Here is a 19,075-nt window from a genome sequence, read left to right on the forward strand (position 1 = left end):
AATGATGTGTGGTCCCAATCATGTTGATCAAAGGAGACAGACCAAAGTGACTGTAACCCGCGTTTATATCGCCAGTCCTGAAGGCGCTAATGGCCGCAACGTCGTGGCCTATGGCGTGCTCAACGCACTGACCTCAAAGTACAAGACCATCGTATTCCGCCCAGCGGTATCGAATCATGATGATTTCACCCCGGTGCTACTGTCCGCTTCCAACGCCGGCCTTGGCGTCGCGCTTTCCACCGGACTTGATGTGCACACCGTACGTGCTGATAAAGAAACCGCGCGAGGCGATATCATCGGAGCTTTCAATGACGCCATGGATGTTGCCCGAGCGGACGCCGCTCTGATCGTCGGCACGGATAAGTCCCATGTCAATGACCCGACCAGCTACGAATTCAACGCCAATGTTGCCGCTGATCTCAAAGCAGGCGTATTCCTCGCTGTGTGCACCATCGATCGCTGGCCGCACGAGCTCGATGAAACCGTCAAACTTTCCATCGAGGGTATGGAAGCTGCTGGAAACCGTGTTCTCGGCATCTTCGTCACCGGCTGCGAAACCCGTCACTCCGTATCCGTCAAGGAGACGTTAGCCAAGTACGGCCTGCCGGTCTGGACGCTGCCGCAAGTCTCGTTCACTGACGAATCCAACAAAACGCTGGCACTGGAGACCTTCCGCAAGTACGCACCTACCGAAGAGGTTCTCGCAGCTCTTGATGTGGACTTCAACCCGCCCACTACCCCGTATGCGTTCCAGTTCGGGCTGCTCGGCAAAGCCAAAAGCAACAAGAAAACCATTGTGCTGCCGGAGGGCGAAGAAGACCGTATCATCAAGGCGGCCGATTACCTGCTCGAACGCGAAATCGTCAACCTCATCATCGTTGGCAACAAGGATGCCATTCTGACCCGAGGTAAGGAACTCGGCCTCAACTACCTTGAGCGTGCCCGCTTCCAGGCCATGGATGATGAAAACATTCTGAAGCCCATGATCGCCAAGCTGTGCGAACTTCGCGCCAAGAAGGGCATGACGGAGGAGCAGGCCCGCAAGCAACTGACCGATGCCAGCTACTTCGGCACCATGCTCGTCGTGCTCGGATATGCCGACGGCCTGGTCTCCGGCTCGGTGAACTCCACCGCCAACACCGTACGCCCGGCACTGCAGGTCATCAAGACCAAGCCCGGTCAGAAGCTGGTTTCCGGCGCATTCCTGATGTGCTTCAAGGATCATGTGGCCGTGTTCGCCGACTGCGCCATCAATCTGAACCCGGACGCCGAGCAACTATCCGAGATCGCATTGCAGTCCGCGGAAACCGCAAAGGCTTTCGGCCTTGACCCCAAGGTCGGCATGCTTTCCTACTCCACGCTCGGTTCCGGTAAGGGCCCGGATGTCGACATCGTCGAAGAAGCCACCAAGCTGCTTAAGGACAAGGCTCCGGATTTGCCGGTGGTCGGCTCCATCCAATTCGATGCAGCCTGGTCCCCCACCGTTGCCGCGACTAAGGCTAAGGGCAATGCCGTTGCTGGCCATGTCAACGTATTCGTGTTCCCGGATCTGTGCGCTGGAAACATCGCGTACAAGGCCGTTCAGCGCTCCTCCGGCGCTCTGGCGATTGGCCCTGTGCTGCAAGGCTTGAACAAGCCGGTCAACGATCTGTCCCGCGGCGCCTTGGTGCAGGACATCATCAACACCATCGCTCTGACCGCCATCGAAGCCCAGTAAGTGTTGACGTGAGGGGTTGAGGGTTGTGATGCTGAACACACTCAAGGCCGTTCGGCCAAGCCTACGGTTCAGCATCACAACCCTCAACCCCTCACTGCATATTGCATAACATCAGTCCGCCACAATCACATGCAGTAGCACGTTTTGTAGCAAGTAGCGAGTAATCTAATCTTCGGTAACCCGCGTATTCGCGGGACTGAAACATATCACAATGGAGGATGCCCACAATGGCGAAAACCGTCCTTGTCATCAATTCCGGTTCCAGCTCTATCAAGTACCAGCTGGTTGATCTCGAATCCGGCGAAGGCCTGGCTTCCGGCCTGGTCGAGAAGATCGGCGAACCGATCGACGGCCACTACAAGCATGAGTACAACGGTGAAAAGCATGAGCTTGAGGAGCCGATTCACGACCACGAGCAGGGTCTGAAGCGCGTGCTCGGCTTCTTCGAGGAGTACGGTCCGAAGCTGTCCGATGCAGGCATCGTCGCTGTTGGTCACCGTGTGGTGCAGGGCGGCTCCCTCTTCCCGAAGCCGGCCCTGGTCACCGACAAGACCATCAACCAGGTCAAGGATCTGGCCGTGCTCGCTCCACTGCACAACGGCCCGGAGGCCAAGGGCGCTGAGGTCATGCGCGCTCTGCTGCCGGACGTTCCGCAGATCTTCGTCTTCGACTCCTCCTTCTTCTTCCAGCTGCCGAAGGCTGCCAGCACCTACGCCCTGAACAAGGAAATCGCCGATCAGTACCACATCCGTCGTTACGGTGCTCACGGCACCTCCCACGAGTTCATCTCCTCCGTGGTTCCGGAAGTCATCGGCAAGCCGGCTGAGGGCCTGAAGCAGATCGTCCTGCACATCGGCAACGGCGCTTCCGCTTCCGCTGAGATCTCCGGCAAGCCGGTCGAGACCTCCATGGGTCTGACCCCGCTCGAGGGCCTGGTCATGGGCGGCCGTACCGGTGATATCGACCCGGCTGTGGTCTTCCACCTGATTCGCAACGCCCACATGAACGTGGACGAGCTGGATGCCCTGTTCAACAAGCGTTCCGGCATGATGGGCATGACCGGCTTCGGCGATTTGCGTGAGGTCCACCGTCTGGTGGCTGAAGGCAACGAGGATGCCAAGCTGGCTCTGGATGTCTACGTGCACCGTATTGTCAGCTACATCGGCAACTACACCTATCAGATGGGCGGCTGCGACGTGATCACCTTCACCGCTGGCGTTGGTGAGAACGACGACATCGTGCGCAAGATGGTGTGCGACAAGCTCGCTCCGTTCGGCGTCAAGCTGGACGAGGAGAAGAATGCCACCCGTTCCAAGGAACCGCGCGTCATCTCCACTCCGGACTCCTCCGTGATCATCGCTGTGATTCCGACCAACGAGGAGCTGGCCATCGCCCGCAAGTCCGCCGCCATTGCAGAGGCCGGCGAAGACACTTATGGCAACAAGTTCGCCAAGTGATTGATGAATCTCTGATTCGCTAAGTTACAAAGCCCTGATGATTCGAAAGGAATCATCAGGGCTTTTTGCATGCTGTATTCGCGGCTGGACGCATCGGCGAGCAATGCTGGCAGTCCTCAACGGGGAGAGCCAGATAAGAGACGGCTACTCCCCCAACATGCCGTTCCACATGCCGACGAAGTCAGGCAACGTCTTACGCGTGGTGGCAACGTCCTTCACCTTGATGCCAGCAACACGCAAACCCAGCATTGCCGCAAACGTGGCCATACGGTGATCGGCATACGTTTCCATATCCGCACCATGCAGCTGTTCAACAGCCACCGGTTCGATGCGCAGACCATCCGGCAGTTCTTCCGCTTTGCCACCTACACGCGTAATTTCAGCCACCAACGCTGCAAGTCGATTCGTCTCATGTCCACGCAGATGACCGATGCCAACCATATCCGTAGGCGCGTCCGCAAATACCAGAATCGCGGCCAAGGAAGGCGCGATTTCACCGGCGGCGGTCAAATCGAAAGATCCAAGACCATGAATGGTCCCGCTGCCGGTAACCTCGCAGTAGCGGACATCATCAATCACCAGGAAGGATACCGCAGCACCCATCTGTTCCAGATATCCCGGCAGCAAGCCACCCGGCTGCGTAGTGGTTTGAGGCCAATGCGGTACCCGCACAGTGCCGCCGGCAATCAACGCGGCCCCAAGGAATGGCGCCGCGTTCGACAAATCAGGCTCCACCGTGACTTTGTCCGGCAGCTGCAACGTATGTGGTTCCACCGTCCAAGTACGAGCGGATTCGTCAGCGTTTATTGTGCCTCCGGCACCAGTCACATCGGCAACGGTCATGCGAATATGCGGCAGGCTCGGGGTCTTCTCCCCCGTATGTTGGAGTGACAACCCACTAGGCAGACGGGAGCCGATCAGTAGCAGGCCAGAGATGAACTGAGAGGAGCCTGAGGAATCAATGCTCACCTGCGCGGTATCCGAAGGCAGCGTTGCCGGCGGCGTAATCGTAAACGGCAGCTTGCCGAGTTCACCATGATATTCCACTGTGGCGCCGAGCTGTTCCAAACCGTCAAGCACTGGCTTCATCGGGCGGGCATACGCTTGCTTATCGCCGTCAAAATGCACCGGACCGTCAGCGAATAGAGCAAGTCCGGGCACGAATCGCATTACCGTACCGGCAAGGCCGCAGAACAGGTTGACGTTGCCACGGAAGAGACCATTGGCAGGCGGGGTCACTGTTACCGTGGTTTCGGTGTGAGTATCGACATCACAACGTACTCCGAGGGCCTCCAGAGCGCCCATCATCAAATCGGTATCTCGCGAGCGCAACAAACCGACCAAGCGTACCGGCTGTGAACCCAGAGCCGCGAGAATCAGGTAGCGATTCGACAATGACTTGCTTCCTGGCACGGTTACTGTGGCGTTCAATGGTTGCGTTGCGAGTGGTGCAGGCCAAAGATTCGTGTTTTCTGTCATAGAAGTCAATCTATCAATTCTCAGGTATCGAAGAACGGCTGTGTCCAGCATAGGTGCCGGGCACAGCCGTCTTATATGATTCGTGTGAAGGATGCCGCCGAATCAGGCGAGTGCTTCCTTGATGGCTCCGACGAAGTAATCCAGATCGTCTGGCTTGCGGGAGGTGATGAGCTTCCAGCCGTTGGCATCATCAACAGTCAGCTGCTTATCGACGTAGTGTCCGCCTGCGTTTTCGATGTCAGCGGCGATGTAGCGGCATGGCGAAGCGGTCTTGCCTTCAATCAGATCGGCGTTGACCAGCAGCCAAGCACCATGGCAGATCGCGGCAATCGGCTTGCCCTCATGGGCGAATTCCTGCGCCAAGGTGATGGCGTCTTCGTTCACGCGGATGCGGTCAACATTGCAAGTACCGCCAGGCACCACCAGCAGGTCATAATCGGCGGCCTGCACGTCGGCAAGACGAGCATCCGGAGTCAGTGTCTCGCCCTCGTAACGGTCATGCTGCACGGTTTCGCATGGGTCGAGGGTGGTCGCGGCAAGCGTCACCTGGGCACCGGCTGCCTTGAGGTCACGCAGCGGACGGGTCAGTTCGGTCTCCTCGATACCCCAGTTGTTGACGATGATCAGCACCTTGGCATTCTCAACAGCCATAGTTCCTCCTTGATTGCAGTGGCTTGTTTCCGCAATCTATTATGCGTCAATGCCGGCGGTTGAGCCAGCAAAGAACATAACGATAATGCATCTGTGTCGGCGGTTAGCGATCCGCGGCGATACGGGATTCAATGGTCGGCTCCTGCTGATTCGTGCGGTGTTCCAACCCGTTTTCGATCATTTGCGCATGCAAGAGCTGCGCTTCCACACGGTCAGCCTCAATGGCGGCGATTTGACGGGAGAACACGATGAACCAGCCAAGGAACATGAGACCCGCAAGCGCCTCAACATTGGTGAGCGTATTGTGCCCCATCATCATGTTGGCCCAGAATGCAGCGCATACGAGTGCCGCCAGATCGGAAGCCACCATCACGGCTTTGGAGATGCGCGGAGCAAGCCATGGCAATAGCACGAACAAGAGCAGCATCACGAACGGCAGGCCTTTGGCGCAAATGTTGTGCATGAGGTTATGCGGCGTGTATCGGAATGCGCCGATACCGATGAAGGCGAGGCCGGAGATGGTCAGCAATGCGGAAAGCACACCGATACGCAGCATGAAGTGCGGAATCATGTAGCCACGGTTCGGGTCGGTTTTCGTGCGATCGTGCCATAGGCGTTGCAGGCGTTCGGTGGTCACCAGTTCGGAGATGGCGAAGTAGCTGACGATGATGATGCAGGTACCGGCCAGCATCAATGTGGAGTTGAACATGCGTGCCGCGAACGTGGTGCGGTCGCCGAGCTGGGAGAAGTTATTGTGATACCAGTATGGGTCATCGGTGGTGACGCCTGCGGTGACCACGCCGGAGATCACGAAGAATGGCAACAGGCTGGCGATGGTTTTGGCGTTCATCATCTCAGCCTGTACGAATGTCATGTATCCCACCACCCCAGCGAATCCTGCACAAACGCTGGAAATGTAGCCGGCGAAAATGGCGTTGCCCATCATGTCGTTCGCGGCGCCAATCAGCGCAAACGAGGAGAGGAATATGGTGGAACCATATACCACGGAAAGTGCCACGATTTCCACAATCCGTCGGATGGGAGCCAACCAACCGTTCTTGAGGTTCAGAGAACGCGACTTGCGTGCGTAACCGACGATGAAGGAGATCACGCCGCAGGCCGCGACAATACCGGCGCACATCATGAAACGACGTTGCGTCAGCTGCCAGATGGCCGGTGCGTATTCCATGTAGAAGTTCATGGCGAGAGCACCGACCACGGCGCAGATGACGAAGGAAATCAGTCCGGATGTTTCCGAACGCTGATGACGCCCCATGATTTCCTTCGCACCTCCCAGGATTCGACCCGTTCCCGTCGTATGTTGCTCTCCAGTGTATGTCACGCGGTTCCAATCAACGAGGGTATATGGTATGGCGACCGTCACTCCTCGCTATATGAGCAATTCTCGTCCAACATTTCATTGTATCCCGTGTCCCGGTCCACCCATGCTGTACAATGTTGGTTTGTGCTCTGAAGCTGATGCAAGGTTTCATTGCATACGGGCTATAGCGCAGTTTGGTAGCGCGCCTGCTTTGGGAGCAGGATGTCGTGGGTTCAAATCCCGCTAGCCCGACTTTAAAGCCCTACTCCTATCTTGTGATGTAGGGGTTTATTTTTATCCGCCGCGAGACGGCTTATCCGATTTTATCCGATAACCGCAGTGCCCGTGGTCTTGCTGCAGCTCCTCAGATCCAGCGCAGCTCATGACACCAGTAATTAATGATTCCAAGAGTGTTCGATATGATTGGGGCATGTCCACCACGATTGACGTGTATCCGACGACGGATTACCTGCCTTTGGTCGAAGAGACGAGAAGCCGCACCCAGGAGCTTTATCAGCAGCTGCTCGATCGGTACGGGATTCGCAGCACCGTGGAGGTCAAGGCATTCCACCCACGTAAGCCCGACGAGGAACTGAGGTACGTAGATCCGGCCACGCGCTGGAAGGTAGAGATGGACCTCGGGTTCGCGTATCTAATCAACGGCGAATGGCGGGCGAGTTCCTGGCCGTCGCTGTGGGAGCGTACTCGGATCGATCAGCCGTGGATCGACGACTACGTGAAGTCCGAAGGGAAAGAAGGTTATCCCCCATCGATGCTGGGCGAATGCTTCCCCATCGATGCCGACGAGTTTGAAGTGCCGTTGTCTGACGAGGACATAAAGCTCCTGAACGCGCAACCCCACTGGTGGCATGACATACGGAACTTCGCCGGCCCGGCCGTCGCCTCGACCGGCTACGGGTTCGTCGCCGCAGCACTGGCCGAGGAAACCCACGGTCGGTTAGCGTCCTTCGATTGTGCCTTTGCCGACGACGGGCATAACGGTGAAACCGCCAAACAGTTCTTGGCATGGTGGGGCGACGAACAGATGGCCTTCTATGGAAAAGAACCATTCCAATAATGAATGGGAAACCGGTCAGGTTGACCGGATAAAAGAGAACCCCCAGTGCATCACGGCTCAGTCGAAGACCGTCCGGAGAGGCCCATTGGGGGATTTCATGGAATATGATAATGATTCATGAGCCGACAGTCAAACCCCGCACCCGCTTTCCTCTCACAGGCCCCTCACAAGGGAAGTCCGCAGGAGAGGGCGCTGCGCGCGTGCATCACCAACGAACGGCTCGCATCCTACGATTCCGAAGCACGGCGGCGCTCATGCCCGGCACTGCGACTGTACCTGTGGGATCACGACATGGCCAGCGCCTGCATGGGCGACATCGCCATCCTCGAAGTCGCCCTGCGCAACCACATGGACCAGCAATTGTCACTCATCTCCTTGGAACAGTCCGGCACCGAGGACTGGTACATGGCGGAACTCCGTTTCGACGACCGCACCCAACGCCAGATTCGCGAGGCATGGGGCCATCTCACCGTCCAGCAGAAGAAACGGCACACGCACGGGCATCTCGTCGCGGCGTTGACGTTCGGATTCTGGCGCAACCTGCTGGAGAACGGCGGAGCCATCCACGCTCACTGGCCGGACGAGGGCAGCGCCGACTACGAAAACGACCTCTGGCGCAAGGGTCTGCGCAAATCATTCCCCGGCGGGCGCCGTCACGCCTTGGACGCGAACGCCAAGTGGACGAGGAACTACGCGCTGTACATCGTCAAAACAGTGCACGCTCTGCGCAACAGGGTCGCCCACCACGAGCCTCTCGTCAACGGCATCCCGTTGCCCGGCGAGAATCGGCGCATCACGTTGGCGGACGCGGTGCATGCGTGCTTCGATCTGGCAATGATCTTGGACCGTGACCTGTATGCGTGGCTGATGGACAACAGCAAGATGAAACTCATGCTCGAACGCGAACCACAGCCCGATGAGTAGGCAACCGTTGCTGTATCTCTTCAATCATCTCTTCGGTAAACGTAGGTATGGCACCGAGAGAATCAGTAACAAATTGTTCTGACCGTGTTTCAGCACGCCGCTGGTTTCTGTCATTCTGTTCATCGGGCACATCAGCGGAACAAATTATCTCTGCCGGGTATAGGCCAAAAGTTTTTTTGCACTTCACAGAAGACCCGTTACATAACGTAACGGGTCTTCTCATATGCTGGCAGAATACATTTACAAGCCGAGCGACGGCTTTTCGGGCTTCTTGGCGCTCATCAGCATCATGAAGCTGCGCGATTGGGCGGTGATCATGAAACCGGCCTCATAACTCAATTCCGGACCGTCCGGGTTATGCGTATCCACAATGAGCTGCCACTTGCGGCCGTAACGTTCATCCGGCAGAGTGAACATGATCGGCTCGTAATGGGCGTTGAAGATCAGGATGAAGTCATTATCGACCATACGGTTGCCATACCAGTCGACTTCGGGGATATCCGAGCCGTTCAGGTAGATCATCATGGAGAAGGCGTGCGTGTTCTGCCAATCCTCCATATCCATGATGGAACCGGTATGGTCGAACCACTCCACCTGTGGAATCTTGTTGGAATCATCTCCAGGCTCGCGGCCGGTGAAGAAACGACGGCGGTGAAGCACCGGGTGGTTCAGACGCAGGTGAATGAGCTTGGAAACGAATTTCAGCATGCTCTTCTGGTCTTTATTGAGATTCCAGTTGGTCCAGGAAATCTCATTATCCTGGCAGTAGGCGTTGTTATTGCCCTGCTGTGTACGGCATACCTCGTCACCGCCGCAGATCATCGGAATGCCCTGGCTCAACAGCAGCGTGGAGAACATATTGCGCATTTGACGCTGACGCAGGTCGATGACGTCTGGAATGTTCGTGGAACCCTCCACACCGCAGTTCCAAGAGCGGTTGTTGGACTCACCATCTCGGTTGCCTTCGCCGTTGGCGTCGTTGTGCTTCTCGTTGTAGCTCACCAAATCGTTCATGGTGAAACCATCATGAGCGGTGATGAAGTTCACGGATGCCACCGGTCGACGGCCGTTGACCTGATACAGGTCGGAGCTGCCCATCAAGCGGGATGCGAATTCAGGCAACGTGGACGGCTGCGAGCGCCAGAAATCACGGACGGTATCGCGGAAGCGACCATTCCATTCGGACCAGCTTGACGGGAAGCCGCCGACCTGATAGCCGCCGGAGCCCAAATCCCACGGTTCGGCGATGAGCTTGACTCGGGAGATGACCGGATCCTGTTCGACGATGTCGAAGAATGCGGAAAGCTTGTCGACCTCTTGGAACTGACGGGCCAGTGTGGCTGCAAGATCGAAGCGGAAACCGTCCACGTGCATTTCGGTGACCCAGTAGCGCAACGAATCGGTGATGAGCTGCAGAGCGTGCGGCGAGCGCATGAGCAGCGAGTTACCGGTACCGGTGGTATCGAAGTAGTGCATCGGATCGCCGTCCACCAGTCGGTAATAGGACTGATTGTCGATGCCCTTGAAGCTCAGGGTGGGACCCATGTGATTGCCTTCGGCGGTGTGGTTGTACACCACGTCGAGAATCACTTCCATACCTGCGCGGTGGTAGGCCTTGACCATGGATTTGAATTCATTGACTTGTTCGCCGCGCTCCCCCGAGCTGGAGTAGGCGTTGTGCGGAGCGAAGAAGCCGATGGTGTTGTAGCCCCAGTAGTTCGACAATCCCTTCTCCTGCAGGAAGGAATCGTTGACGAACTGGTGGATAGGCATCAGTTCGATGGCGGTGACGCCGAGCTTCTTCAGATATTCGATGACGCTCGGGTAGGCAAGACCGGCATAGGTGCCGCGGATATCCGGCGGCACATCCATGTTGAGGTTGGTCATGCCGCGCACGTGGGCCTCGTAGATTACCGAATCATGGTAGGGAATGTACGGGTGCTGGTCGTTGCCCCAATCGAAGTAGGGGTTGATTACGGCGGATTTCATCGTGTGCGCCGCCGAATCAAGATCGTTCATTGCGGAGTTGTCATCCGGACTTTTGAACCAGTAGGAGAACAGGCTTTCATCGCCATCGATGTTGCCTTCGATTGCTTTGGCATATGGATCAAGCAGTAGCTTGTTCGGGTTACATCTGAGGCCGTGCACCGGGTCGTACGGACCGTATACGCGGTAACCATATCGTTGGCCTGGCTGGAGTCCAGGAATATAGTTATGCCATACATACGAGTTTTGTTCGGTCATTTCGACGCGAGTCTCATGGTCATCATCATCGAAAAGACACAGTTCCACTTTTTGGGCAACCTGCGAGTACAGCGCGAAATTCACACCGGCACCGTCATAGCTGGCACCCAGCGGATACATTGATCCAGGTCTGATCTGCATAATTACAGTATCCCACTTTCTTGTGTTACTAAAGTCTGTTGGAGTTGAACGTCAGGCGAACAAGGTTGGCTTATTATCGTCATCGGCATGTTTGGCGATCAGGCGGCGCAAGGCCTCATGCTGAATGGCAATCATCGAATTGGATGAGGTGATGCGTGTGGCGGCCAGATCGCTCCAGGGAATCCACGCGGATTCCACATGCTCATCCGGGTCGAAGTGGCGCGCTTCCTGTTTGAATGGCCCCAGATGCAGCACCATGATGTGCGCCAATTCGTCGGTCATGCCTTCAGAAGAGTAGAAATCTCCGACATAGTCAACGCCCATGGTGTTCCTGTCAGACACAACACCTGTCTCTTCGGCGAGTTCCCGCAAAGCGGCGTCAAGGATGTCTTCGCCTTCGTCCATCAAACCGGCGGGCAACCCGTAGGCGAACATGTCTGAACCGGCGCGGTATTCGCGCTCGATCAGATAACGATCGGTGGACATGTCATGCACCAGCATCACCACGCATGGAGCGTGTCTCAGCACCTGACGGCTGATCTCGTGCTTGTTGCCTTGTTTGTCGGTCAGGGCAAGCGTCAAGTCATCCACGTGGAATATGCGCCCGGTGTACACAGTAGCGGTGTTCACCACCTCAGCCGGCACGTCCATATCTATGCCATCGGAGCTGGCGTTCAGTTTGCGATCAAGCCTATGTTCCAGTTGTTCCTGCTTGTTATGGCCGAACACGTCATCTCCTTGGCTAGGCGGCTGCCAAGGCAGCCGATGAATGATGCCAAAACACCACTGTAGTGGTTCACGCTTGCGATGTTGTGATAGACAGCGTCCACGGATCGGTCGTGTCTCGAATCCATTCCATGGTGATATGTTCGCCCGTCATCTGTGCAACAGCCTGTGGAACATCTTCAAGGGCATAGTTGAACCATATGGATTCGATGGCGGCATGCGGCGTATTGATGAGGAATGGGCGGGTTTGCGCGCTCCCCTGCCCCAACGCAATGCCTTGGGCACGCATCCGGGCCTCATAACGCGCTTGTTCAATGGCATCGGTGGTGGGGTGATGCCGTAGGTCGCTGGTCACATACACATCCACGCCCGCGGCGCGCACCTCATCGAACAGCGAATCGCCGGATCCCGGGAGCACGGCCACTGTTTGGACCGGCGCTTCCAGATCGCCGCATACCTGAACACCGAGTTCGGTATGCATGCCATGCATAGACACCGTGTTGAACACGTGCTGGGCAAAATCCTTGAGCGGCATCGGCTCATGCAGCGTGCCGATCCTGCCTAATCCCACAGCATGCTCGGCTTCAGCGTCTTGGATAGGCACCAGTGGGCGCTGATGCTCAAGCTTCAGATAATCGGCCGCAGCCTGGCCGACGCCGCGCCATGCCGAATCCGCATTCGTGTGGCCGACCCATAGGCCGCATCCATGACCATACAATCTGCGAACAATATCCCCACGGAATCCCAAACCGCCCACTTCATGCACCGAGCGGAAGAACAACGGATGATGGGTGATCAGCAGATCCGCGCCAGCTTCGATAGCCTTATCCACAATCGCCGAAGTGGGGTCGGCAGCAACAACGATATGACGCACCTCATGGCTCAAATCGCCGACAATAAGACCCGGCTCATCCCATTGCTCGGCATAGCGCAACGGGTATAGCGTTTCCAAAATATCGATGACTTGCTTGAGATTCGGCATACGGCTTATTGTAGCCGACCGTTTATCAGCTACTCATCAATGTGCGGCAAGTTGCCAATCCGCGCCCATACCGCAAGATACGTCAAGCGGCACAGCAAGATCCACGGCATGTTCCATGGCGTTCTTCACCAGTTCGGTGACCTGTTCACCTTCCCCTGGTGCGATCTCCACCACCAGTTCATCGTGGATCTGCAGAATGATTCGGCTGCGGACGTTGGCTTCACGAAGCGCCTGGTCGGCTCGAATCATGGCGATTTTCATGATGTCAGCCGCGGATCCCTGGATTGGCGCGTTCAATGCGGCTCGCTCCGCTGCATCACGTGCCACTCGATTGAGCGAACGTAGTGCGGGGAAGTACCGTCTGCGGCCGAAAATGGTTTCGGTGTAGCCTCTCTCCCGAGCGTTGGAAACCAAGGATTCCAGATAATCATGGACTTTGCCGAAGGTATCGAAATACCGGTTCTTCAGGGTCTCGGCTTCACGCGGGGCGATCTTGAGCTGTTGGGCGAGACCATAGGTGCTCAGACCGTAGGCCAGACCATAGCTCATGGCTTTTACATGCGTGCGCTGATCGTTGGTAATCTGGTCGACCGGTAGCTTATACACCATGGAAGCCACATATTTGTGGAAATCGACTCCTGAGCGGAATGCTTCAATGAGCGCTTCGTCACCGGACAAATCAGCCATGATACGCAACTCGACCTGCGAGTAATCGCAGCTCATCAAGGCTTCGTATCCTTCGCCCGGCACGAACACGCCTCGAATTTCCCGTCCCGCCGCATTCCGGTTGGGAATGTTCTGCAGGTTCGGATCCACGGAGCTCAAACGACCGGTGGCCGCCACGGTCTGCTCATACGTGGTGTGGATACGTCCATCCTTCATGTTGATGGAATCGATCAGCGTTTGTACGATCTGCTTGAGCTTGTTGGTTTCGCGATGCCGAAGCAGCGCGCCGAGGAATCCATTGGCTCGCTCGTTGTCGACCGATTTGATATACAGGTTCTGCAATGCCGCGGCATTCGTGGTATACGAACCTGATTTCGTACGCTTGGTGGGTTTGAGCCCCATGTCTTCGAACAGTACCTTCTGCAGCTGCTTCGGGCTTTGCAGATTGATTTCGGTGCCGGCATGCTTCCATGCCTCTTCCTGGGCGAAACGCGCGTCCTCGGCGAACTGGTCGCGCATGCCGGTCAATCGGGAAATATCGACCTTCGCTCCCGTGCGCTCCATGTCATGTAACACGCGGGATACCGGCAGCTCAATGGCCTTCATAAGCCAGTACTGTTCGCGTTCGTCAATCGTCGGTCCGAAATGTCTTGCCAATGCCTGAACCGCGGCAAGGTCATGTGCGAACTGTTCATCCGCATTGGAGTCTGTAGGCTCATCGTCAAAGTCGAATGTGCCTTGCGCGGGCTGTTCGCCGTCTTCGCCATGGATGTCGAGGAAATGCTCCACGGCCTGTTCCAGGTTATCGGCGTGGAAGTCAGGCTGAACCAGGTAGCCGGCGAGTTTGGCATCGAACATCGGTAATGGCAGGTCCAATCCCACGCTGCCCAATGCGTGCAGCATCTCCTTGTACCCATACACAATCGTCTTGCCATGTTCGGCGGTGAAGAAGTCAGCCAATGTCTGCTTCAACGCATCGTCTACCGGTGATTCGACAATGACCGCCGACTGCGCCGCGGACACGGCCCACGCTTGCGTCCTGACTCGCCCTGGACGGGCATCCCCCCATGCATGCACCGCCCATGCGTGGTTTACCGCGGTACCGCAGGAAATGCTGCGCTTGGATTGCTCGGAGTAATCCCCGGGTTCGAACTCGGCGATTTCCCGAGGCACGGCAATCTGCGAACGATGCTTCCGAACCCACGCTTCGAATTGTTCCGCTGTTTCGATGTGCTCAATCTGCGGCAGCTGAAGTGCCGCATCATGCTCTTCGACCTGTGCGGATTCCTTTGCCGCCGCTTGGCCAGTGGCCGAACCTGTCTTGGATACCGACTTGGTGCCATCGGCACTGCCGGTGTTGAAAGTTTTCAGCACGCGGGCCTTGGTGCGCGAACCGAATTCAAGCTCCTTGAACAGCGCATCGACCTTTGCGATATCGACCGCGCCGAATCCGAGATCATCCAGGCTTATGCCCAGTTCGACGTCCCGCACGAGAGCATTGACTTTACGGTTGAGCTTGACCTGCTCGATATTGGCGCGCAGGGCTTCGCCCTTTTTGCCGCCGATTTCGTCGGCATGCTCGCAGATTCCATCCAGCGAGCCGTATTGGTTGATCCATTTGGCGGCAAAACCGTCGCCTACACCAGGCACGCCGGGGATATTGTCGGCGGTTTCTCCTCGCAGGGCAGCCAAATCCGGGTACTGCGCGGGAGTGACCTTGTATTTCTCCTCAATGGCCTGAGGCGTCATATGCTTCAGGTCTTTGAAATGATGGCCAGGATACAGCACCGTGACATTATCATCGACGAGCTGGAAGGCGTCACGATCGCCGGATAGCACCAGCGTATGGTAACCGGCTCTGTCTCCCATCGAAGCCAGCGTGGCGATGATGTCGTCGCCTTCATAGCCCGGCTTTTCGATGTACGTCACGCCAAGCGCCTCAAGCATGCGTTGGATGAGCGGCAGCTGGGTCAGCAGCTCTTCCGGGGCTGCTTCGCGAGTGCCTTTATATTGCGGCAGCATCGTATTGCGGAAAGTGCCGCCTTTGACGTCGAAAGCCACGCCAAGTCGATCAGGCTTTTCAGTGTCAATGACCTGCGCAAGCATGGAGGCAAAGCCCCATACCGCATTTGTGGCCTGGCCTTCAGAGGTGCTGAAATTATCTACCGGAAGCGCAAAAAAAGCGCGGAAAGCCAGCGAATGACCGTCTACAACGAGCAGTGTTTCGTTGGCCGCCGCGCTTGAAGGCGCTTGAATATCAGCGCTCATCCGAGTTCGAGGGCTTCGGATCGCCGTACTTGGCGATGATGGCCAGGGCAAGACGCTTCTTCGGGATACGCTGATCCATGGAGGTCTTCTGAATCCAGCGGAACGCGCCCTGTTCGGAGAAGTCGGCCTTGTCCATCAGAAGACCCTTGGCGCGGTCGACCAGCTTGCGCTCCTCCAAGGAGTCCTCGGCCTTCTTCAGCTTCTCTTCCGCTTCCTTCAGCTGATCGGCGGTTTCGCGCAGCTTCTGCTCGCTACGCTCAACGTTATCCAGCAGATCGTTGATTTCTGCGAAACGACCCATGGCCACTTCCAAGGTGGGCAGCAGCTTGGATTCCTCGTATGGCTTGGTGACGTAAGCCATTGCGCCTGCGCCGGTGGCCTTCTTGACCAGATCCGTCTGGGAGAATGCGGTGAGCATCACCACAGGAGCGATGTTTTCATCGCAGATGATACCTGCCGCCGCAATGCCGTCCATACGAGGCATCTTGACGTCCATGCACACCACATCCGGGCGATATTTGCGAGTCAGTTCGACAGCTTCTTCACCATTGGCCGCCTGGCCAACCACTTCATAGCCGTTGTCTTCAAGCATGGCAACCAGATCCATGCGGTTCACGGCTTCATCTTCGGCAACGACCACGGTGCGCGGTGCGTCTGCCGGCTTTTCCTTGCGTTCTGGGGAAACGTCCTCGTCAGCAGCTGCGGCCCTCAACTCTTCGTCGGTGAGCACCTCGTCCACATTGATGCTCGGTTCTTCAGACCTCTTCCTTGCAGCCATGCCAACCTCTTTCTTATGAGAACCTCGATGTTATTGGCATAAGCCGTATGCATTCGGCGAATGCCACTTTGAAAAGTGCCCTCGGTGGGACTCGAACCCACACTGCGCAGATTTTGAGGCTGCTTCCTCTACCAATTGGGATACGAGGGCGTGCCAAAGCACTCTTCGAGAGATTAGCATATGAATTCGACCTATGCTGCCAAGACACGCATTTTCTGCTGACTTTTATCCGAACAGCCATCCAGCAATATCGTGCCAACCCTTGGAAAACATGCATTTGCGACAACCGCAAAAACTTTTCGTAATATGTCAACACTTGCGTGTGTTGCCTCGAACATTGAGAAAATCCTCGCCTTAAAATGAGCGTAGTTTCGATGTATGCCTTTGTGAGGAGGGATTATGAGCAACGAAACATACCGCCAATTCGATCCTTGGCGTCCGTCTCCTGTCAAGGAGATATCCCGCAAGCAGATTGTGGAGACCCATTACTTCAATATCGATCACGTTACCTATGAATCGGCCAAAGGCGGCCAATTCGATAGGTATTGCATTCAAGACAACAGCGGGGATACGGTCGCAGTGCTCGCACTGACCAGCGATGGCAAGATTCCGCTCGTGGAGCAATATCGTGTCGCCAATCATCGTTGGACATTGGAGATCCCTGGTGGCCATGCCGCCGGTTCGGAGCGTCCGTTTGAGGCCGCGCAACGCAAATTGGCCGAAGAGGGCGGCTTCGAGGCTTCCAAACTCACCCAATTCACTCGTTTTCTGAACACTCCAAGCTATTCCACGCAGCACACCTGTATTTTCTTTGCCACAGGCCTGTCCGCCGCTTCACGCCAATCCATTGGGCCGGAGACGCCGCGTTCCGAGGTGCGCATGGTCACCGTGGATGAGGCATACGAAATGATTCTGAACGGCACGATCGTCGATGCGAAGACCATCATCGCCATTCTGCGTTTGAAGAGCGGCAGCTTGGATCATCTCAACGACTAGGCGGCATTCTACGACGCCTGCGATGCGCGGCTCGCATTCGTGCTGCAATGCGAGCCGCGCATATACGGTATACGCAAAACATACGACGCAAAACATACGAAGAGGTCCCATCCACTTGGATGGGACCTCTTTGAGCATGCTCTACGGCTTATCGCCGAGTGCTGCAACTAGCAATCAGTCGCAAGCGCCAACGGTGTGGACGTAGATGGAGTCGGTGCGGCCCGGCTGGTGATCGCCCTGAGCGGAGCTCAGGATGACGATCTTGTCGCCGTCAACGACCTTGCCGGCATCCTTGAGGATCTTGTCGGTGAAGACCATGAGATCCTTGCGGGACTTGTCGTGGTAGTCTTCCTCGGTCAGGAAGGCCTCGGTGCCCCAGGACAGAGCCAGCCAGTGGTAGGTGTGCTCGTTGTTGGTGATGCCGTAGATCGGGGCAGCCGGACGCTCGCGGGAAACGCGGTGCACGGTGGAACCGGTCTGGGTGTAGGCAACGATGGCCTTGGCGTTGAGCTTGTCAGCCAGGTCAACGGCAGCGGAGGACACAGCGCCGGTGGAGGACATGTCGAGGTTCTTGAGCTCCGGGATGCGGTCGAAGCCGTGGTCGGTGGCGTAACCGGAGATGCGAGCCATGGTGTTCACGGTGACATCCGGGTACTTGCCGACGGCGGTCTCGTTGGAGGTCATGGTGGCGTCGGCGCCGTCGAGGACAGCGTTGGCGCAGTCGGAAGCCTCTGCACGGGTCGGGACCGGGTTGTTCACCATGGAGCCGAGGACCTCGGTAGCCACGATGACCGGCTTGGCGTACTGGCGAGCCAGCTCGATGATGCGCTTGGTGGCCAGCGGAACCTCTTCCAGCGGGCACTCAACGGCCATATCGCCACGAGCGGCCATCACACCGTCGAAGGTCTTGACGATGTCTTCGAGGTTCTCCAGAGCCTGCGGCTTCTCGATCTTGGCAACGATCGGGATACGGCGGCCTTCCTCGTCCATGATCTCGTGGGCGCGATCGATATCGGTGGCGAAGCGCACGAAGGACATGGCGATGATGTCGGCACCGGTGCGGATGGCCCAACGCAGATCGGCCTCATCCTTCTCGGTCAGAGCCGGCAGGGAGACGGCGACGCCCGGCAGGTTGATGCCCTTGTGGGAGGACACAGGGCCAGCCACGACGACCTTGGTGTGCACGTTGTTGCCTTCGACCTTGGTGACCTCGAGGCGGACCTTGCCGTCATCGATCAGGATCGGGTCGCCCGGATGGCAATCGCCCGGCAGGCCCTTGAAGGTGGTGGAAGTAATGTGCTCGTCGCCTTCGATGTCATCGGTGGTGATGACGAATTCCTGGCCGAGCTGAAGCTGGACCTTGTCCTCGCCCTCAGCGTTCTTCTTGAACCAACCGCAGCGAATCTTCGGGCCCTGCAGATCAACGAGAGCGGCGACGTTGCGACCGGTTTCCTTGCTGGCCTTGCGGACGTTGTTGTAGACGCGGAGGTGATCCTCAGGGGTGCCGTGGGAGCGGTTCAGACGAGCAACGTCCATACCAGCTTCAACGAGCTTGAGGAGGTTGTCGTAATCCTCGGTAGCGGGACCGATGGTGTCTACGATCTTGGCTTTACGCATGAATGCCTGCCTATTCCTTTTGATTTGGTT

At 56.9% G+C, this 19,075-nt stretch carries 14 protein-coding genes and 2 tRNA genes; 6 read left to right on the forward strand and 10 right to left on the reverse strand.

What is annotated here, in order from left to right:
• Window positions 1–46: 46 nt before the first annotated feature.
• Window positions 47–1,717 carry a phosphate acetyltransferase gene (gene pta, locus CSQ86_RS06160; protein WP_100494208.1) on the forward strand — a complete coding sequence of 557 codons (1,671 nt, stop codon included), beginning with the start codon at window positions 47–49 and terminating at the stop codon, window positions 1,715–1,717.
• Between the two features lie 227 nt (window positions 1,718–1,944).
• The gene (locus CSQ86_RS06165) at window positions 1,945–3,174 is read left to right on the forward strand and encodes an acetate/propionate family kinase (RefSeq protein WP_100494209.1); all 1,230 of its coding nucleotides are present in this window, start codon (window positions 1,945–1,947) and stop codon (window positions 3,172–3,174) included.
• Window positions 3,175–3,318: 144 nt separating this feature from the next.
• Here CSQ86_RS06165 and aroA read toward each other — a convergent pair whose 3' ends face one another.
• The 3 genes from aroA to CSQ86_RS06180 form a co-directional block, all read right to left on the reverse strand.
• A complete protein-coding gene (aroA, locus tag CSQ86_RS06170) occupies window positions 3,319–4,653 on the reverse strand; it encodes a 3-phosphoshikimate 1-carboxyvinyltransferase (RefSeq protein WP_100494210.1) in 1,335 nt (444 codons plus the stop codon).
• Between the two features lie 102 nt (window positions 4,654–4,755).
• A complete protein-coding gene (locus CSQ86_RS06175; RefSeq protein WP_100494211.1) occupies window positions 4,756–5,304 on the reverse strand; it encodes a type 1 glutamine amidotransferase domain-containing protein in 549 nt (182 codons plus the stop codon).
• A 103-nt stretch (window positions 5,305–5,407) separates the two neighbouring features.
• Window positions 5,408–6,580 (reverse strand): ABC transporter permease, encoded by a 1,173-nt coding sequence (locus tag CSQ86_RS06180; protein WP_100494212.1) that lies wholly within the window; start codon window positions 6,578–6,580, stop codon window positions 5,408–5,410.
• A 223-nt stretch (window positions 6,581–6,803) separates the two neighbouring features.
• Between CSQ86_RS06180 and CSQ86_RS06185 the strand changes: the two genes are divergently transcribed.
• The 3 genes from CSQ86_RS06185 (at window position 6,804) to CSQ86_RS06195 (ending at window position 8,627) form a co-directional block, all read left to right on the forward strand.
• Window positions 6,804–6,877, forward strand: a tRNA-Pro gene (locus tag CSQ86_RS06185).
• Between the two features lie 178 nt (window positions 6,878–7,055).
• Window positions 7,056–7,703, forward strand: coding sequence for a PIN domain-containing protein (locus CSQ86_RS06190; RefSeq protein WP_100494213.1), 648 nt, complete (start codon window positions 7,056–7,058; stop codon window positions 7,701–7,703).
• Between the two features lie 117 nt (window positions 7,704–7,820).
• Window positions 7,821–8,627: an Abi family protein gene (locus CSQ86_RS06195; RefSeq protein ID WP_100494214.1), complete on the forward strand. Its 807-nt coding sequence runs from the start codon at window positions 7,821–7,823 to the stop codon at window positions 8,625–8,627.
• Between the two features lie 240 nt (window positions 8,628–8,867).
• Here the strand turns inward: CSQ86_RS06195 and glgX are convergent, their stop codons facing one another.
• The 6 genes from glgX to CSQ86_RS06225 all read right to left on the reverse strand — a co-directional run bounded on the left by glgX (window position 8,868) and on the right by CSQ86_RS06225 (window position 16,582).
• Window positions 8,868–10,991, reverse strand: a complete 2,124-nt coding sequence (glgX, locus tag CSQ86_RS06200) for a glycogen debranching protein GlgX (protein WP_165773774.1) — start codon at window positions 10,989–10,991, stop codon at window positions 8,868–8,870.
• Window positions 10,992–11,063: 72 nt separating this feature from the next.
• Window positions 11,064–11,741 carry an NUDIX hydrolase gene (locus tag CSQ86_RS06205; RefSeq protein ID WP_100494216.1) on the reverse strand — a complete coding sequence of 226 codons (678 nt, stop codon included), beginning with the start codon at window positions 11,739–11,741 and terminating at the stop codon, window positions 11,064–11,066.
• 67 nt (window positions 11,742–11,808) lie between these two features.
• Window positions 11,809–12,720 carry a Nif3-like dinuclear metal center hexameric protein gene (locus CSQ86_RS06210; RefSeq protein ID WP_165773755.1) on the reverse strand — a complete coding sequence of 304 codons (912 nt, stop codon included), beginning with the start codon at window positions 12,718–12,720 and terminating at the stop codon, window positions 11,809–11,811.
• Window positions 12,721–12,756: 36 nt separating this feature from the next.
• Entirely contained in the window at window positions 12,757–15,654 is a 2,898-nt protein-coding gene (gene polA, locus CSQ86_RS06215; RefSeq protein ID WP_100494218.1) for a DNA polymerase I, read from the reverse strand.
• A complete protein-coding gene (locus CSQ86_RS06220; protein WP_100494219.1) occupies window positions 15,644–16,432 on the reverse strand; it encodes an ANTAR domain-containing response regulator in 789 nt (262 codons plus the stop codon). The genes polA and CSQ86_RS06220 overlap by 11 nt, the downstream gene beginning before the upstream one ends.
• Window positions 16,433–16,508: 76 nt before the next feature.
• Window positions 16,509–16,582 (reverse strand) — tRNA-Leu (locus tag CSQ86_RS06225).
• A 249-nt stretch (window positions 16,583–16,831) separates the two neighbouring features.
• On the opposite strand from CSQ86_RS06225, the gene CSQ86_RS06230 reads away from it, so the two are divergent.
• Complete coding sequence (locus CSQ86_RS06230; RefSeq protein ID WP_100494220.1) at window positions 16,832–17,428, forward strand: NUDIX domain-containing protein; 597 nt, start codon at window positions 16,832–16,834, stop codon at window positions 17,426–17,428.
• A gap of 174 nt (window positions 17,429–17,602) precedes the next feature.
• Here the strand turns inward: CSQ86_RS06230 and pyk are convergent, their stop codons facing one another.
• Window positions 17,603–19,045 (reverse strand): pyruvate kinase, encoded by a 1,443-nt coding sequence (pyk, locus tag CSQ86_RS06235; protein WP_100494221.1) that lies wholly within the window; start codon window positions 19,043–19,045, stop codon window positions 17,603–17,605.
• Between the last annotated feature and the right edge of the window lie 30 nt (window positions 19,046–19,075).

The sequence above is a fragment of the Bifidobacterium felsineum genome, from assembly GCF_002802915.1.
Lineage (GTDB): Bacteria > Actinomycetota > Actinomycetes > Actinomycetales > Bifidobacteriaceae > Bifidobacterium > Bifidobacterium felsineum.